Source organism: Salegentibacter sediminis, assembly GCF_002078605.1.
Classification (GTDB): Bacteria; Bacteroidota; Bacteroidia; order Flavobacteriales; family Flavobacteriaceae; genus Salegentibacter; species Salegentibacter sediminis.
Genome location: NZ_MSJR01000001.1, coordinates 794,632 through 809,389, shown reverse-complemented (window position 1 = coordinate 809,389; position 14,758 = coordinate 794,632). Strand labels below are relative to the sequence as shown.

Sequence of the window (14,758 nt, the reverse complement as noted above, 5' to 3'; positions counted from 1 at the left end):
ATTTTAGGATTTGGGAGGCAAAAGTATAAAATTATGTTAAGTGTGAATTCAAATCAACATTAATATAATTGCTTAAAACTGAAAAGTCTGGCTAAAAATTCATCTAAAATAATTTTTGGTTGTTTCCCTTACGCGATCCACTTAAAATAAAAATCCCGCTTAGAGATTCCCTTATACAATGTTTCGTGGAAATCCTGAGAACCAGAATAATATATTGATTGAACTTTGCTCCTTTTTTATAATGTTAGTTTCTCAACCAATATGCACACAAAGGAAGCAGAAGAAGTCCTCACTAAAATTTCGAGCAAGGAACCGCTTTGTATAGATGAAAAAGATTTTGAAATTATCGAGGAAATGGTAGACGAAGGTTTAATTAAACCAAACAATGAGGGATACTCCTTAACCGATTATGGTAAAGTGATAGAGGTGATGGGATTTGAAACCCACCAAAAACAGGAACAGAACGAACCACCTGAACCCAAACCTGTGATTAATAGATCAATAATAATTTTTCTTGCCTGGTTACTTGCAGTTTGTTCTATTTTAGGCTGTGTTTATTCTCTAAGCCTTTAAATCCCTCTATCCTTTCTGGCGACATAAGGATGATTAACCCCGATAAAATACCAGCTTTAATAAGTGTTGAAATAAAGCTGTAAGAAATTTCTATATTTTTCTTTATTTTAACATTTCTTTATACTATGTTTGGATTCAATTACAAGACTCAATTTATTTGTAATTAGTCTAATACGGAAAAATTGCTATGAAATCCGTTTCAGGTTTTAAGAAATTCTTGATAATTTCTGTGGTGGTATTTATCACAGTATTTGGATGGCATGCTTATTTGCTGGCAACCATAAGCGCGGAAACCAGAAAAGAAGCTGCCTCAGATGAGATCGTAGAAAAGGTCAATCTTTTATTATTGAATATCTCCGGTTATAAAAATTACCAGGGGACACTTCAGGAACAATGGAACCATCATGTTTCTGATATTAACCAGATCCTGGAGCAACACCCTCATCTAAAGGCTGCGGTAAAACGAGATTTCAGCGCCTTTACTGCTGTCATGGAATCGGGAGTTGAAAATAACAGCGGCCATGAAGCCCGGATACAGCTTCTTAAAGCTCAAGATGGGTATATTGACGAGTTACTTACTAACTTAAGTTTATTTTCCCGAAGTACTTCTAACGAGTTAATGAACCTTAAGCGGATAAGTAGTGTACTGCAACTCTTCCTGCTTTTTATCTCTCTGACTCTGTTCCTATTTTATTTTTATTCGTTTCACAGCGGTTATGAAAGCTCCCGAATTCTATTGCAAAATGCGCTAAAGAAGATGAAAACCAACGAGGAGATCATTTCCTTCAGAAAAGAGGCTGAAAATAAAGTGGAAGGCGAGCTTAAGAGTCAGATCAATGAATTGATTACTGGATTACATTATAAATTAGAGGAAAAGGATAAGGAATTAAAGAATAAAACAGAATTACTATCACTTGTTGTAGAACATCTTCCTCTAGGTCTTGCCGTAAGTACGCTCAAAGGAAAAGAACTTAAAATTGCAAATAAAAAATTTTCAGAATTTTTCAGCCTGGAGTCCGACCATCCGGAACAAGGGAATTCCCATTTTGATGATTTTAATCCTAAGAAGCATAATATTAATGAAATGTTTCCTGAATCAGGTTTTCATCCACCAAAAATTCCTGTTGACTATAAGAACCAGATAGTTATTGATAAAAAAGGAGATGCTAAAAAACTCGAGATCAAACGGGTACCTGTTCCCTCACAGGATCTTTTAATCTCCATAATTAAAAACAATACAGAACTCCACAAAAAAGAAAAAGCTCTGGAAGACAACCAAAGATTTTCTGAAGTAATCTTTGAGACCGATTCGGTGGGATTCGCTTTACTGGATAATAACGGCTGTTTCCAAAAGCTAAACAATAGATTCTGTAAAATCTATGGATATACAAAAGAGGAATTAATAGGGCAACATTTTTCTCTTCTTCTTCCCCCGGAAGATAAGGCTTATCAAACCAGGGCCTTTAGGAAAAAGGTTGCTTCCGGAAATGTGGGCGAATCAATACATCAGGAAACCAAGGTTGTTAGAAAAAACGGCGAATTTAGAAGTGTACTTTCGAATTCGGAAGCCTTTCTTTCAAAAGAACTCGAAGGATTTATTTATTCTGTTATTGATGTCACCGAGACCTCTACGGAAAAAGGCAAAATGCTTGCTGCTATTGAAGGAGGTGGTTTAGGCACCTGGAATATCAATCTGGAAACCGGATATAATGAAGTGAATGAGGAGTGGGCTAAAATGTTAGGCTATAAAAAATTTGAAATCTCTCCTACCAAAGAGTTTTTCGAAAGTTTAATTCATCCCGAAGATCAACCTGCCTTTCAAAGGTCTGTCCAGGCAATATTGCAGGGAAGGCAAACTTCATTTTACCAGGAAATGAGACTGAAATGCAAAAACGGAGAATTTAAATGGGTCCTGAATTCCGGTAAGGTTATTAAACGCGACTCAAAAGGGCGGGTTTTACTCATGGCGGGTAGCCATGTGGATATTGATAGGGTTAAAAAGAAAGAACTGGAACTTTTAAGCACGGGAGAACGTTTAAGACGAGCCCAGGAAATGGGAATGGTTGGCGATTGGGAACTTGAAACAGCTACAGAAACTTTTTCATGTTCGGCTATGGTGTATAGAATATTCGGGAGAAGGAAGAATGCTTCAGCTTTAGAATTGAAGGAAGTAATAGGTCAATTTCATCATTCTTCTGCTTTAAAGTTCCGGAGGGCTATCAAAAAGCTTTTAGAGGATAAAAGTAGTGTTTCCATGGAAGGTGATATTTTTCTTCCGGATGGAAAATTAAAGCATTTAAGAATCATCGCAGTGCCTATTTTGGATGCTAATTATGAAGTGTCCAGAGTTATGGGCATCTTCCAGGACGTGACCTCCATAAAGATAGCTCAGTCAAAACTGGAGACCACCAATAAGCGGCTTCAACTGCTTTCGGATAATATCCCCGGGGGACTTATTCAGTTTAGGGTTAATGGGAATTTGCCACCCCAGGTACTTTATCTTTCAAAAGGCGCTGAAAAGATCTGGAATCTTTCGAGGGAAGAAGCATTTAGTGGAAATGGAAAACACCTTTTTCAAAACATTCATCCAAGAGATCATAATTATATTAGACGGTCGCTACAGGTAGCTTCAAAAAGATTAGAGCGATTGAGTATAATATGGAGAACACTTTCAGAGACAGGGGATATTTCCTGGCATCATGGTATTGGAATCCCTACGAAAAATAAGGATGCCACCATAACCTGGAATGCTTTGGTACTAGATGTAACCGAAAAGAAACTCGCTGAAAATAAACTTAGGGAGCAGGAGGAATTTATGCAGGTTTTGACCAGACATGCTTCAGATGCCATAATTGCCTGTGATTTATCCGGGAAAGTTAAGTATGTGAATCAGACCCTCATGGATTGGGCTGGCTCCCCCGATCTCTCCCTGGCCCCCAAGAACTGGCCTCAAGTTTATCATCTCTATTCTGTTGATGACGACCGGCATTTAAAGCCTTCAGAACTAAGTCTATTCCGTGCACTAGAAACCGGAAAAGCTTATAAACATGAATTTTTGATAAAAAAACCGGGGAAACCGGTAAGATATGTTCAGTCTAATGGATCAGCTTTAAAAGATGCCTCCGGAAACCGAATTGGAGCTATGGTAGTGCTAAGGGATATGACTCAAAGGGTACAACAAGAAATTGAGGTATCTAATGCCAGTATAAAGGCCCGTGAAAAAGAGCGTTCCAAAATCGCTTCTGAGATCCACGATGGAATCACGCAGTCTCTTAGCGTGGTAGCGATGAATATGAAAAATTTGCGGTATGATTATAACGAACTTTCCAGCAGTGAAAGCTATAACAGAGCCCTAGACTACCTTAATAATGTAATCGACCAATCCCGAAGCCTGGCCCATGCCATTATGCCCAGTTCTATTAAGGATTTTGGTTTAATTGAGGCTGTAAGGGAGTTAGTGGAACAATCTTCCTCAGGCAGCAAAAAAAATATAAGTTTTGAGCATACGGAATATCGAAAAATGGCATCGGGTAAAGAATTGCATATCTTCAGGATTATCCAGGAAGGGCTCGGGAATGCCCTGAAACATTCCGAAGCAGAAAATATACAAATACGTTTATTTTTTGAGGAGGATTTTGTGCGAGGTACTTTACAGGATGACGGCAAAGGATTTGATGTGAAGAAAAGTTATCATAAGCAGGGAATAGGCCTTATTTCAATGAGGGATCGGATTAAGAAGATGAAGGGGAAATTCAGAGTTTTTTCAGGTAAAGGCACTGTAATTTCGTTTAAGATCCCTGTTAAATATAAAGAAGAATCAAATGAAGAAACCAGCACACATTTTTATAGTAGATGACCATCAATTAGTAAGAGAAGGTTTAATCTCTATTGTAAAGAGTTTCCAGGGGAGTTTTGAATTCTTTGGGGCTGCAGGGAACGGCGTGGAAGCCTTAAACGTCATTCGGGCTATGGAAACCAAACCGGATGTGGTACTCATGGACATCAATATGCCCCATATGAATGGAATGGATTGTACCCGGGAATTAAAAAAGCTTTCTCCCGAGCTAAGAATTATAGCCCTGACCATGCATAACCAAAGCTTACATATCAAACAAATGTTGAAAGAAGGGGTGCATGGTTACGTTTTAAAGGATTGCGATAAGGAAGAATTAAAGGAGGCAATCCTGGAGGTAGCCGGAGGCAACACCTATTTTAGCCGTGGTGTTTCCAATAAAGTGATGATGGAATTCAGCCAACTTAAGCGGGAACTGAACAATATCGATATTTCTTCAGTAAGCCCCAGAGAAAAGGAAGTGTTGAACCTTATTTTAAAAGATAAATCTAATAAAGAGATAGCGGACCTGCTTCATATTAGTGTCCGAACCGTGGAAACTCATAAGCAAAACCTTATCAGTAAAACAGGAGCAAAATCTATTGCCGGTCTGGTGGTTTTCGCGCTAAAGAATAATCTTGTGGAGGATTTTTCCAGTTAAAGGTTAATAAGTATTACACCTAATATCAATTACGTGATTCCCGCAGTGGTAAAAATTGCTTCTAATTATTTTTGCAGGAAAATTATTAGCCAAACTGAACTTGCGATAGATGGCTTTGGAAGACAACAAATTAATAAAAGTTTAATTTAAATCTTAGATTGTTTTGAAACAGTCGATTTAAAATAGTGATGTGGAAAAATGAATGTTGAAAATTTGACGGATAAATCCCCGGATAAAAACCTTGAAATTTTTACGCTTTTAAGTCATGAGATAAGAACCCCTTTAAATGCCATTATTGGAATATCAGATCTCTTACAAAAGTCAGAAACAACGCATAGGGAGGAATATTACAAAGTACTGCAAAGCACTTCAGAAAATCTCTTAGAGTTGGTGAATAACATTCTCGACTTTAGTAAAATAAATTCAGGGGACCTACAGTTAACCAACAAACCTTTTAATATTAGAAAAAAACTTGAGCATTGCCTGTATTCCCAACAACAGACTGCAAGGGAAAAAGGCCTGGAGTTTAAACTGGAATTTGATCCCGGAATCCCTGAAATCATTATAGGAGACCAGGTGAAATTTTGCCAGATCTTCATCAATTTAGTCTCTAATTCGATAAAATTTACCGATGAAGGAGAAGTGGCCGTTAGCTTAAGGCTTCAGAATGACAATAAAGACTCTTTGGTTGTATTGTGTGAGGTGAATGATACGGGAATCGGTATACCTACTAACCAGATAAACAGGATTTTTGAACCTTTCCACCAGGGAGAGGAAGATATTAATATTAATTATGCCGGTACCGGCCTGGGGTTGAGTATTACCCAGAAGTTAATTAAAATCCTTGAAGGAGATCTTTGGGTTGAGAGTGAGCCCGGCGCCGGAACATATTTCAGGTTTAGTCTGCCTTTTGAAAAAACTTCTGCAACCCAGAATTTATATGATTTGGGGAAACTAAATGGTTCAGACTTAAGAGGAAAAAAAGTGCTTGTGGTAGAAGATAACAAGATTAATATACTTGTGATCTCAAAGTACCTGGAACTATGGCAGATGGAATGTGAAATTGCCGAGACCGGGAAAGAAGCTCTTGAAAAGGTTGTGAGTTCAGAATATGATATAGTTCTAATGGATATTCATATGCCTGAGATGAATGGCCTGGAGGCAATTCAGGAAATCCGGAATCTTTCCGGGGATAAATATAAAAAGCTTCCTGTAATTGCTCTTACAGCTGTTACAGAGATTCCCGGTAAAAAAGAACTTTATCATTTTACCGAGTATCTCATGAAACCTTTTGACCCTGAAAAACTGAAAGAATTAATAAGCATTCATTGTAAATAATAAAACTATTTCACTGCTCTTAAGAAAAAATTATTGAATTATCTTAAATATTAATTTCTTAAATTTCTAATTAAATTCTTCCGGTAATTTAATCGGAATTGTTTTTTGGTTGCAAAATTCAACCTGTAATTTATAAGTATACTTCCTAATTTGTAATGAGCATTTTTAGTCTTTTCCAAAAATTCCTTTTCGATTATCAAGGGCCATTTTTAAACTCTGATTTTTTCAACAGCCTACCCTTATCAGGGGTTTTACTTAAAGTTGAAGGGGAAAAATTCATTATAATAAATACTACTGATGCCCATTGCAAATTAACGGGAATGGCTCGTGAAGACGTTATAGGAAAAAATGTGCCCGATGCCTATCCTACCAATTCAGACGATTGGGAGCAATTAAAAACCTCCTTTACTAAAGTGATCAAAACCGGAGAACCAGACTTCATGGAAACCATGAGATATGATCTTGCTGAATCCCGTTCCGGAGAATTAAAGGAAAGATACTGGCAGGTTCAAAATTTCCTGGCAAATGTTCCGGGGACTAATGAGGGCGTTTATATATGGCATTTCGCGGTAGATAAGACCGCTGAAATTCTTTACGAAAGACAAAAAAGAGTTCTGGAAACCGAAAGGTTACAAAGAACGGAACTGAACCGAGTCTTTATTAAGGAAAACAGCGATGGTTTATATTCTTTAGATAAAACCGGAAGGTTTCTAAGTGTCAACGAAGGTTTATTGGAAATAACAGAAGCCTCTGAAGAGGAATTATTGCAAATGGATTTTCTCCCCTTTTGTGCTGATCATGATCGGGAGAGGATTCTCAGTTATTTTCTGAAGACGGTTGAAGGTAGGCCTCAAAAATTTGAAGGAGACTTTGTGTCTTCAAGGGGAAGGGAGATGATTTTAAGTATTGATCTACTCCCCATGAAGATGGATGCACAAATTGTAGGGGCTTACGGGATCGCAAAAGACATCACCAGGTTACGAAGTTCAGAAAAAGACCTTAGTAAAAAGAAAGAGTTTCTTGAGCTTTATTCGCGATTAATAGATCTACTGGTTGCCCATGGGGTAGATTCCAAAAATCTTGAGTATATATTTGGAGAAATTGGTCAAACAATAAATGCTGATCAGATTTATTATCTAGGAGCTGCCTTGGAAGACCTGAAAGGAAATAGGCTTATTTCCGAAACTATTTGTTGGAGCAGGAAGCCAAATAAAACCCATTTTGTCTCTATTAATCTAAGTTGGTATAACAAGCTAAAGAAAATATTTGGGCCTTTTCAGTATGATACTCATAAGATGTTTCAACCCGATAGTTGCTATACAGAAGAACAACAGGCAATACTTAAAGAGAAAGGAATTAAATCTTTACTTCTTCTTCCAGTTTTTTTAAATAATGATTTGTTAGGATTAGTAGGAGTTGAATACCGAACCAATGAAAAAATGTGGGACCCGGAGGAAAAAGATTTCCTCAAAAGCCTTTTAAAAAGTGTGGTGAGCTTTGTTGACAAGAAAAAAGCTGATCTCGAAATAGGGAAAAAGGAAGAGGAGTTAATAAGGACGGAAAAAAAATTCGAGTTTCTGGTACAAGAGGGCTCTGATCTTATTGGAATACTTGAAGCTGACGGCACTTATAAATTTGTAAGCGCATCGTCTGACAGGGTTTTAGGAATTCCTCCAAAAGAATTTATAGGTAAGAACGCCTTTGATTTTATTCATCCTGAGGATAAAGATTTTGTATTTGCTCAATTCTCTTCTATTAACTCCCAAAAGCATATTCAAATTCTTCCTTTCCGCTTCCAGGATGGAGAGGGTAAATGGCGTTGGGTAGAGACCATTGCCACCAATCTCCTGGATGTTGCTCCAATAGAGGGAATAATAACTAATTCCCGTGAAATTACACAGGAAATGGAACGTAATAAGGAGATTAGGGATTTAAATAAACGCTACAAATTAGCAGCCAAAGCTACCCATGATCTCATATATGATTGGAATTTATTAACTGATGAGGTTACCAAATTCACTGATGGTAAAAAGCTTTTGTATGGATATTCTTTAGACGAAATTGAGAAAAGAAAATTCTGGAAAGAACATGTCCATCCTGAGGATAGAGAAGAATGGATAAAGAGTCTACATGCATCTATTAATAACCCTAATACCGATAATATCAGTGTTCAATATAGATTTAAGCGAAGTGATGGCACTTATGCTACCATAATAGATCGGGGGCAGATAATTAGAGATGATGAGGGAAAAGCTGTAAGACTAATTGGTGCTACCAGTGATATTTCAGAAATAATCTCAAGCAAGGATGCTGTAAAACTGGCGAATATAAGATTCAATTACGCCATGAAAGCCACCCGGGAGATGATCTGGGACTGGAATATTAAAGAAAATATTATTCAAAGAAGCAAAGCTTTTAAGAAACTATACGGCTACGATAGTAATGATTCTTCAGTAGAACGGTTTTGGTTTGATAAAATTTTATTGAAGGACAGGGAAAAGGTTAAAGAGTCTCTTTTTGCTGTTCTGGAAGACCCAAAAGCTACGAAATGGAAACGTGAATACCGTTTTCTGAAAAAAACCGGCGAAAAAGCCTATGTAATAGATCGTGGGTATATTATTAGAGATGCAAAAGGAAAAGCCATCAGAATGGTTGGGGCCACACTGGACGTTTCAGATTCCCGAAGAATGATTAGGGAAATCAAAAAGCAAAACAAAGTGCTGCGGGAAATAGCCTGGGAACAGGCACATGTTGTGCGTGGACCCCTTACCAGATTGAAAGGACTTGTGGAACTTGTAAAAAATGAGGTATATGATGAATGGAACCATGATGAACTCATAGATCTAATCAGTAATTCAGCCGATGAACTGGATGATGTAGTTATAAAGATCATAAGAAAAACCGAAGAAATTTAATTTTAATGAAAAAGAATATTCTTATCATAGAAGATGATGCTGTGGTGGCCATAATGCAAAAGATGTGGATAACAAAAACCTTTAATCGTAAAGCGGAAGTCTTCTCTAATGGTTTAGAAGCAGTGAATTTTCTGGATGAACAAATAATAAAAAAACCATCGGAAAATTATCTTATTCTTCTGGACCTAAATATGCCAGTTATGAATGGCTGGGAATTCCTTGAAGTTTTGAAGCAAAGAGATTATCCATTCCAGCTTGCGGTGGTAGTAGTTACCTCTTCTAAATTCCAGGAAGATTATGAGCGGGCAAAAAAATCCCCCCTGGTAATTGATTTTCTAAATAAGCCTATTGGGCCCAATAGTCTTAAGAAGTTCCTTAAGGCAGACTATCGTAATTTAATCTAAATGCTTATATAGGTGATCCACTATTATAAACCTAAATTTTGAAAGACACGATATGCATCTAAGTGTTTTACTTAGAGGCAGAATAGGTAGTTTACGGTAAAATAAGTACGGAAATGGAGGTAATTTAGGTTAACCTGAATTTAAAAGCCTGAGAATCACCGTGAAATTGATAGCAACCCTGATACTGTTTTTTATTCCTTTGAATTTCTTGGGACAGGCTTCAGCCAGTTTTAAAGCCTCCGTAACTATTGTAAATCCGGATAGTTACACACCACCGGAATCGATAAAAATTTCCAGAGTAAATTCCGCAAATTCCAAGGTAAAACGCTCCACAACAAGAGGAGTTCGCATAAATTCTGCAGATTTAGAAATGGGGCAAGCTGCATTTAGTAATCTTGCCAGCTTTCAACTTGAAGGGGAATCAATTAGAAATTTGAGGATCAATCTGCCCAATGAGGAACTTATACTTAGCAATGGTACTGCCCAATTGAAGATCAAAGAGTTTTACAGTAACCGGTCAATTCAAGAAGGGTTAAATAAAAATCAGGATATTCTTGTATTAGGAGCTGTCATTTTGGTGAAGAATGAACAGGAACCGGGTTTATATACCAGTCCTGGATCAGTAGAGATAATAGTTGATTATGATTAAAAGAATCTTAGATCTGTTTTAACCGATAGAACTAAGATTCTGGTAATATAGGATCTAAAAAAAGAAGTTTTCCAATTTAAAGCCAGCCCCTATGGTAAATAAATTCGATTGTATTATAATCGCCCCTGAATACAGTGGGGCCAGAGAGATATTTAATCTTTTGCAGCAGAATCTGAAAAGTATGACACCTCCTGATATTCTAGATAATAGAGCTATACTAAGGCTTGAATCCAGGGTTTTTACTCAGAAAAGTCTGGGGATTTTTGAGGTGAAAAATCTGGAGGAACTGTGCGATCTCAATATCTTCTCACATTTAAAATCAGGCGGTCAAATTTACTTGCTCTTAAGGAATCCCGTTCATAGAGCTTTTGCCGCTTACAAGAAAAATAAGGAAGATAAAATAGAACACACCGGTTTTATGGAAGCTATTAAATGGGATAATGCACCTGATGAAGTTGGTATAGGATCAACTAAAACAGGTTATATACTTGCAGGAAAATATTTGCAAACAATTAAAAATTTAATAAAAAATTCAAGTGAACATAAACTTCAAATTATTCGATATGAAACTTTAAAAAATTCTTCATATCAAATTTTAATGGAGATCAAGGAAAGTTTAGAGTTGGAGTTTAAATTCTCAAGCGAGAAAATTGAACATAACCTCAGCAGACAAAAAGTTGCGGGCAAAAGGATAGGAATATTGAGTTATTTCTCTAAATCAAATAGTGAATTAGAGAAAGACACTGCGAAATATATTTATTATACCTATTTTAAAAGAGATATCGAGGAATTAGAATCCCTGCTGGATGTGAATCTTAGTTCGTGGAAGTTTAAGGCAAAAACAATGCAGGCTATTAAAATATAGATTTAAATGTTGTTTATTAGATTGAAGCCTATAAATTAAGTTCGGAAGTTACATTTCCGGGTAAATCTGAAGGTGAATTAATGAGAGGTTTACCAGACCTTAAAATTGATAAATAGCTATGAAAAGCCATCCATTAAAATCTAGAAATTCTTTTAAAGAAGAGATTACAGTACGTAACATTCCGGTACTGATAATTAAATTAGTTGGAAGTGCTTTTTTGAATCTTAAGGAAAACTGAAAACCGGGAACCCTCTCCAGGTTTACTTGTGACTTCAATTCTTCCTCCTCTGTTCCCGACCATCTGTTTTATAATAAATAAGCCTAAGCCCGACCCCTCAACAGTGGTGTTGATTCGGAAATATTTGTCGAATAATGCGGATAAATATTTATCTTCAATTCCGCAGCCATTATCCTCCACCACCAGAATAATTTCTTCCAGTGTAATTTTGGTACTTATTTTAATTTTTGGTGGTCTGTCGGGATGCCTGTATTTTATTGCGTTAGAAATAAGATTGAATAAAATACTTCTAATATCCTTTCTTGGATATTGAAAATGCTTAACCTGTAAATTCAGCTTTAAAACAGTTTCTGTTGAATTAATAAGATGATTAAGATCGCTTTTTATTTCGCCCAGTAAAACAGGAAAGTCTATATTATGAATATTATAGGTGTCTTTTGCAGTTTGAGCTATTAAGGTCATATCATTGACCACTTCTTTAAAGCGGCTTACTGATTTACCTATCAGTGGGAGTATTTCTTTTTGATTCGACTCCTCTTTTTCAGAAGGCTGGAGAAGAGCTATAAGTCCTTCCAAGTTATTTAAGGGAGCTTTAAGATCGTGTGATGCGGAATAGACAAAATTATCCAGTTCCAAATTAATTTTACTTAAATCGTCCACAGAGTGGCTCAAGTCCTTGTTTGCCTTATGAAGCTCTTCTTTAGTCCTTTCCAACTCTTCCAGAGTCTCTTTTTGTTCCTGGATATCTGTACACGTGCCAAACCATTTGACAATTTTCCCATTTTCATCTCTGAGAGGCTGAGCCCGGGCGAGAAACCAGGTGTAAGTACCGTCATATTTCCTCATTCGGTATTCAATTTCATATGGTGCACCGGTATCTAAGGATTTTTGCCACACCTCCCAGGCACGCTCATAATCGTCAGGATGGAGAACCAATGACCAACCTTTATCTTTTGTCTCCTCAAACGAAAGACCGGTAAATTCGTACCAACGTTGATTGTAAAAATCATGATAGCCGTCAGGTTGGGTTGCCCAAACCATTTGTGGCATAAGGTCAATTACAAATTTGAACTCCTTTGCAAGTTGTTTTAATGAGATATTAGAGGCGTCTTTTCCAGGATAAATTTCTGTCATATAGGTTGAAGTTCATAGAGTGGTAACCACTTGGTAGCGGGTGCCTTAAAATAAGGAAAATGATCTATAGAGAAATTGACAAAATTAACCTTTAATGGATATTTTTGAAAATTTGATATTTGGTTTTAAAGCTTCCTGTATGCTGGTGCAAAAATAGAGAAAGGATAGATAGAAATAACTACGTGATTCACTTAATCTTGAAAGTGGATGGACCAGGATCCTTTCTATAATTACAAGGTACTGTTTGAAACGGTGGAACGGGAATTTTTGTATGAGGAAGAAGTTCAAACACTAATCGAGAAAAACCTCCTCCTGGATCGCCTGAAACTGGTTCGGGAGATGTTTTTTTTAGCCGTTATACCGGCCTGGTCTATTCTGATTTGAAAAAATTAAGCAGTGCTGATATAACTAAAGGCATAGACGGCGGTAAATGGATTCGCATAAAAAGGACAAGACAAAATCTTTAAGCAGTATTCCCCTGTTACCTGTTGCAGAAGAAATTTAGAACGTTACCAAGATCACCCTGAGGTGAAAAACGGTAAGTATGTTTAACCGGTACTAAGCAATCAGAAATCAAATGCATTTTTAAAAGAAATCGCTGCACTATGTGGAATTACCAAACCCCTTACCACTCACCTGGCCCGACATACGTTCGCAACCACTATTACACTCACCAATGGTGTTCCTATAGAATCTGTAAGTAAAATGTTGGGAAATAGAGATCTTCGAACTACCTAACATTATGCTAAAATCGTAGACCGAAAAATCAGTGATGATATGAAGGCCTTTAAAAGTAAACTGGCAGAAAAAGATGTTCAGAAATCTACAGATGCTAAAAAGAAGAAAAATTAAAATCCAGGTCTAAAATTTGACTTAACAGGCCCAGTTTATAAATACTCCAAAAACTGATGATTTTTGTTCTTGAAAAATTTTGAGACACCTATACCTAAAATACTGAGCCGATTAGCAAAACAAACAAATCAAAAATTACGTATATTTGAGCCGATTAATTAATTTATTCGGCTCATGAAATACAATTGGCAACAACCTGACTGGCCAAAATTTCAGTATTCTACACAACATGTAGAAGATCTCCTTTTTGAATTTTCTGAAAGAAGCGGAAGAATTAATGGAATATTAGAAGGATTACCCCAGGATATTAAAATGGAATCCATAATTGAAATTTTGGTTTCGGAAGCAATCAAAACCTCAGAAATTGAGGGTGAATATCTTGACAGGAAAGACGTGATGTCTTCTATTAAAAATAACCTGGGCCTTTACACAAAATATACAACTAAAGATCTTAGTGCACAGGGAATTTCCGAGTTAATGGTAGATGCTCAACAAAATTATCAGCAGGCATTAACAAAAAGCAGTCTTTTAACATGGCACAGAATGCTTATGAAAGGAAATAGAAGAATTGAAGCGGGGAAATGGCGTAGTCACAAGGAACCCATGCAAATTGTTTCGGGTGCCATGGGTAGAGAAATAATCCATTACGAAGCTCCACCTTCTAAAGTAGTTCCTTCTGAAATGAAAAGGTTTATTCAATGGTTTAATGACACAGCCCATAGAGGCAAAACAGAAATAAGAAAACCCATCATTCGAGCGGCAGTTGCCCACCTTTATTTTGAATCAATACATCCTTTTGAAGACGGCAACGGAAGAATTGGAAGAGCCATTTCAGAAAAAGCCCTTTCACAATTTATGCGAAGGCCAGTATTACTTAGTCTTTCTAAGACCATTGAAAACAATAAAAAGGATTATTATGACGAATTACAACGAGCTCAACGAAAGAATGAAATTACTCCCTGGATAACTTATTTCATAAATACAACAATTACTGCTCAAAAAGATGCCGAATCTTTAGTTGCTTTTACCCTGAAAAAAACTAAGTTTTTCGACAGGTTCAAAAGTAAACTTAATGAAAGACAATTAAAGGCTCTAAAGAGAATGTTCGAAGCAGGCCCGGAAGGATTTGAAGGTGGCATTAATGCAAGAAAATATGTTTCTTTGAATAGAACTTCGAAAGCAACTGCCACCAGAGATCTCCAGGATCTTTATGATAAAGGAATTTTTATCAAAGAGGGGGGCGGACGAAGCACTTCTTACTACCTGAAACTCGACAATTCACAACAATAAAGGTCAA

At 36.7% G+C, this 14,758-nt stretch carries 11 protein-coding genes and 1 pseudogene; 11 read left to right on the top strand and 1 reads right to left on the bottom strand.

The genetic code is table 11. The annotated features are described in order from the left end of the window. Positions 1-261: 261 nt before the first annotated feature. From BUW93_RS03845 to BUW93_RS03810, 8 genes are all read left to right on the top strand, one after another. The gene (locus BUW93_RS03845) at positions 262-573 is read left to right on the top strand and encodes a hypothetical protein (RefSeq protein ID WP_081209341.1); all 312 of its coding nucleotides are present in this window, start codon (positions 262-264) and stop codon (positions 571-573) included. A 187-nt stretch (positions 574-760) separates the two neighbouring features. After that, on the top strand, positions 761-4,429 hold the full coding sequence (locus BUW93_RS03840; RefSeq protein ID WP_081209339.1) for a PAS domain S-box protein: 3,669 nt from the start codon (positions 761-763) through the stop codon (positions 4,427-4,429). After that, on the top strand, positions 4,395-5,066 hold the full coding sequence (locus tag BUW93_RS03835; protein ID WP_081209337.1) for a response regulator transcription factor: 672 nt from the start codon (positions 4,395-4,397) through the stop codon (positions 5,064-5,066). The genes BUW93_RS03840 and BUW93_RS03835 overlap by 35 nt, the downstream gene beginning before the upstream one ends. Positions 5,067-5,264: 198 nt before the next feature. Then, a complete protein-coding gene (locus BUW93_RS03830) occupies positions 5,265-6,404 on the top strand; it encodes an ATP-binding protein (RefSeq protein WP_081209335.1) in 1,140 nt (379 codons plus the stop codon). A 155-nt stretch (positions 6,405-6,559) separates the two neighbouring features. Beyond that, on the top strand, positions 6,560-9,319 hold the full coding sequence (locus tag BUW93_RS03825; protein WP_081209333.1) for a PAS domain-containing protein: 2,760 nt from the start codon (positions 6,560-6,562) through the stop codon (positions 9,317-9,319). Between the two features lie 5 nt (positions 9,320-9,324). Further along, positions 9,325-9,723: a response regulator gene (locus BUW93_RS03820; RefSeq protein WP_081209331.1), complete on the top strand. Its 399-nt coding sequence runs from the start codon at positions 9,325-9,327 to the stop codon at positions 9,721-9,723. A 160-nt stretch (positions 9,724-9,883) separates the two neighbouring features. After that, positions 9,884-10,372 carry a DUF4402 domain-containing protein gene (locus BUW93_RS03815; RefSeq protein ID WP_157893279.1) on the top strand — a complete coding sequence of 163 codons (489 nt, stop codon included), beginning with the start codon at positions 9,884-9,886 and terminating at the stop codon, positions 10,370-10,372. A 91-nt stretch (positions 10,373-10,463) separates the two neighbouring features. Continuing rightward, positions 10,464-11,237: a hypothetical protein gene (locus BUW93_RS03810; protein WP_081209328.1), complete on the top strand. Its 774-nt coding sequence runs from the start codon at positions 10,464-10,466 to the stop codon at positions 11,235-11,237. 199 nt (positions 11,238-11,436) lie between these two features. Here the strand turns inward: BUW93_RS03810 and BUW93_RS03805 are convergent, their stop codons facing one another. After that, on the bottom strand, positions 11,437-12,609 hold the full coding sequence (locus BUW93_RS03805) for a sensor histidine kinase (RefSeq protein WP_081209327.1): 1,173 nt from the start codon (positions 12,607-12,609) through the stop codon (positions 11,437-11,439). 207 nt (positions 12,610-12,816) lie between these two features. Here BUW93_RS03805 and BUW93_RS15065 point away from each other — a divergent pair, with 207 nt between their 5' ends. The 3 genes and pseudogenes from BUW93_RS15065 (at position 12,817) to BUW93_RS03795 (ending at position 14,751) form a co-directional block, all read left to right on the top strand. Next, positions 12,817-12,993 (top strand): hypothetical protein, encoded by a 177-nt coding sequence (locus BUW93_RS15065; RefSeq protein ID WP_232778305.1) that lies wholly within the window; start codon positions 12,817-12,819, stop codon positions 12,991-12,993. A 186-nt stretch (positions 12,994-13,179) separates the two neighbouring features. Beyond that, positions 13,180-13,347: pseudogene (locus BUW93_RS15060) on the top strand (tyrosine-type recombinase/integrase); the annotation flags it as partial. Positions 13,348-13,635: 288 nt separating this feature from the next. Then, positions 13,636-14,751: a Fic family protein gene (locus BUW93_RS03795; RefSeq protein WP_081209326.1), complete on the top strand. Its 1,116-nt coding sequence runs from the start codon at positions 13,636-13,638 to the stop codon at positions 14,749-14,751. Positions 14,752-14,758: the final 7 nt, after the last annotated feature.

Coding starts and splice junctions, on each gene's coding strand:
- BUW93_RS15065 (WP_232778305.1), top strand. CDS start 12,817: ATGGACCAGGATCCTTTCTATAATTACAAGGTACTGTTTGAAACGGTG.
- BUW93_RS03795 (WP_081209326.1), top strand. CDS start 13,636: ATGAAATACAATTGGCAACAACCTGACTGGCCAAAATTTCAGTATTCT.
- BUW93_RS03805 (WP_081209327.1), bottom strand. CDS start 12,609: ATGACAGAAATTTATCCTGGAAAAGACGCCTCTAATATCTCATTAAAA.
- BUW93_RS03830 (WP_081209335.1), top strand. CDS start 5,265: ATGAATGTTGAAAATTTGACGGATAAATCCCCGGATAAAAACCTTGAA.
- BUW93_RS03840 (WP_081209339.1), top strand. CDS start 761: ATGAAATCCGTTTCAGGTTTTAAGAAATTCTTGATAATTTCTGTGGTG.
- BUW93_RS03845 (WP_081209341.1), top strand. CDS start 262: ATGCACACAAAGGAAGCAGAAGAAGTCCTCACTAAAATTTCGAGCAAG.
- BUW93_RS03835 (WP_081209337.1), top strand. CDS start 4,395: ATGAAGAAACCAGCACACATTTTTATAGTAGATGACCATCAATTAGTA.
- BUW93_RS03810 (WP_081209328.1), top strand. CDS start 10,464: ATGGTAAATAAATTCGATTGTATTATAATCGCCCCTGAATACAGTGGG.
- BUW93_RS03820 (WP_081209331.1), top strand. CDS start 9,325: ATGAAAAAGAATATTCTTATCATAGAAGATGATGCTGTGGTGGCCATA.
- BUW93_RS03825 (WP_081209333.1), top strand. CDS start 6,560: ATGAGCATTTTTAGTCTTTTCCAAAAATTCCTTTTCGATTATCAAGGG.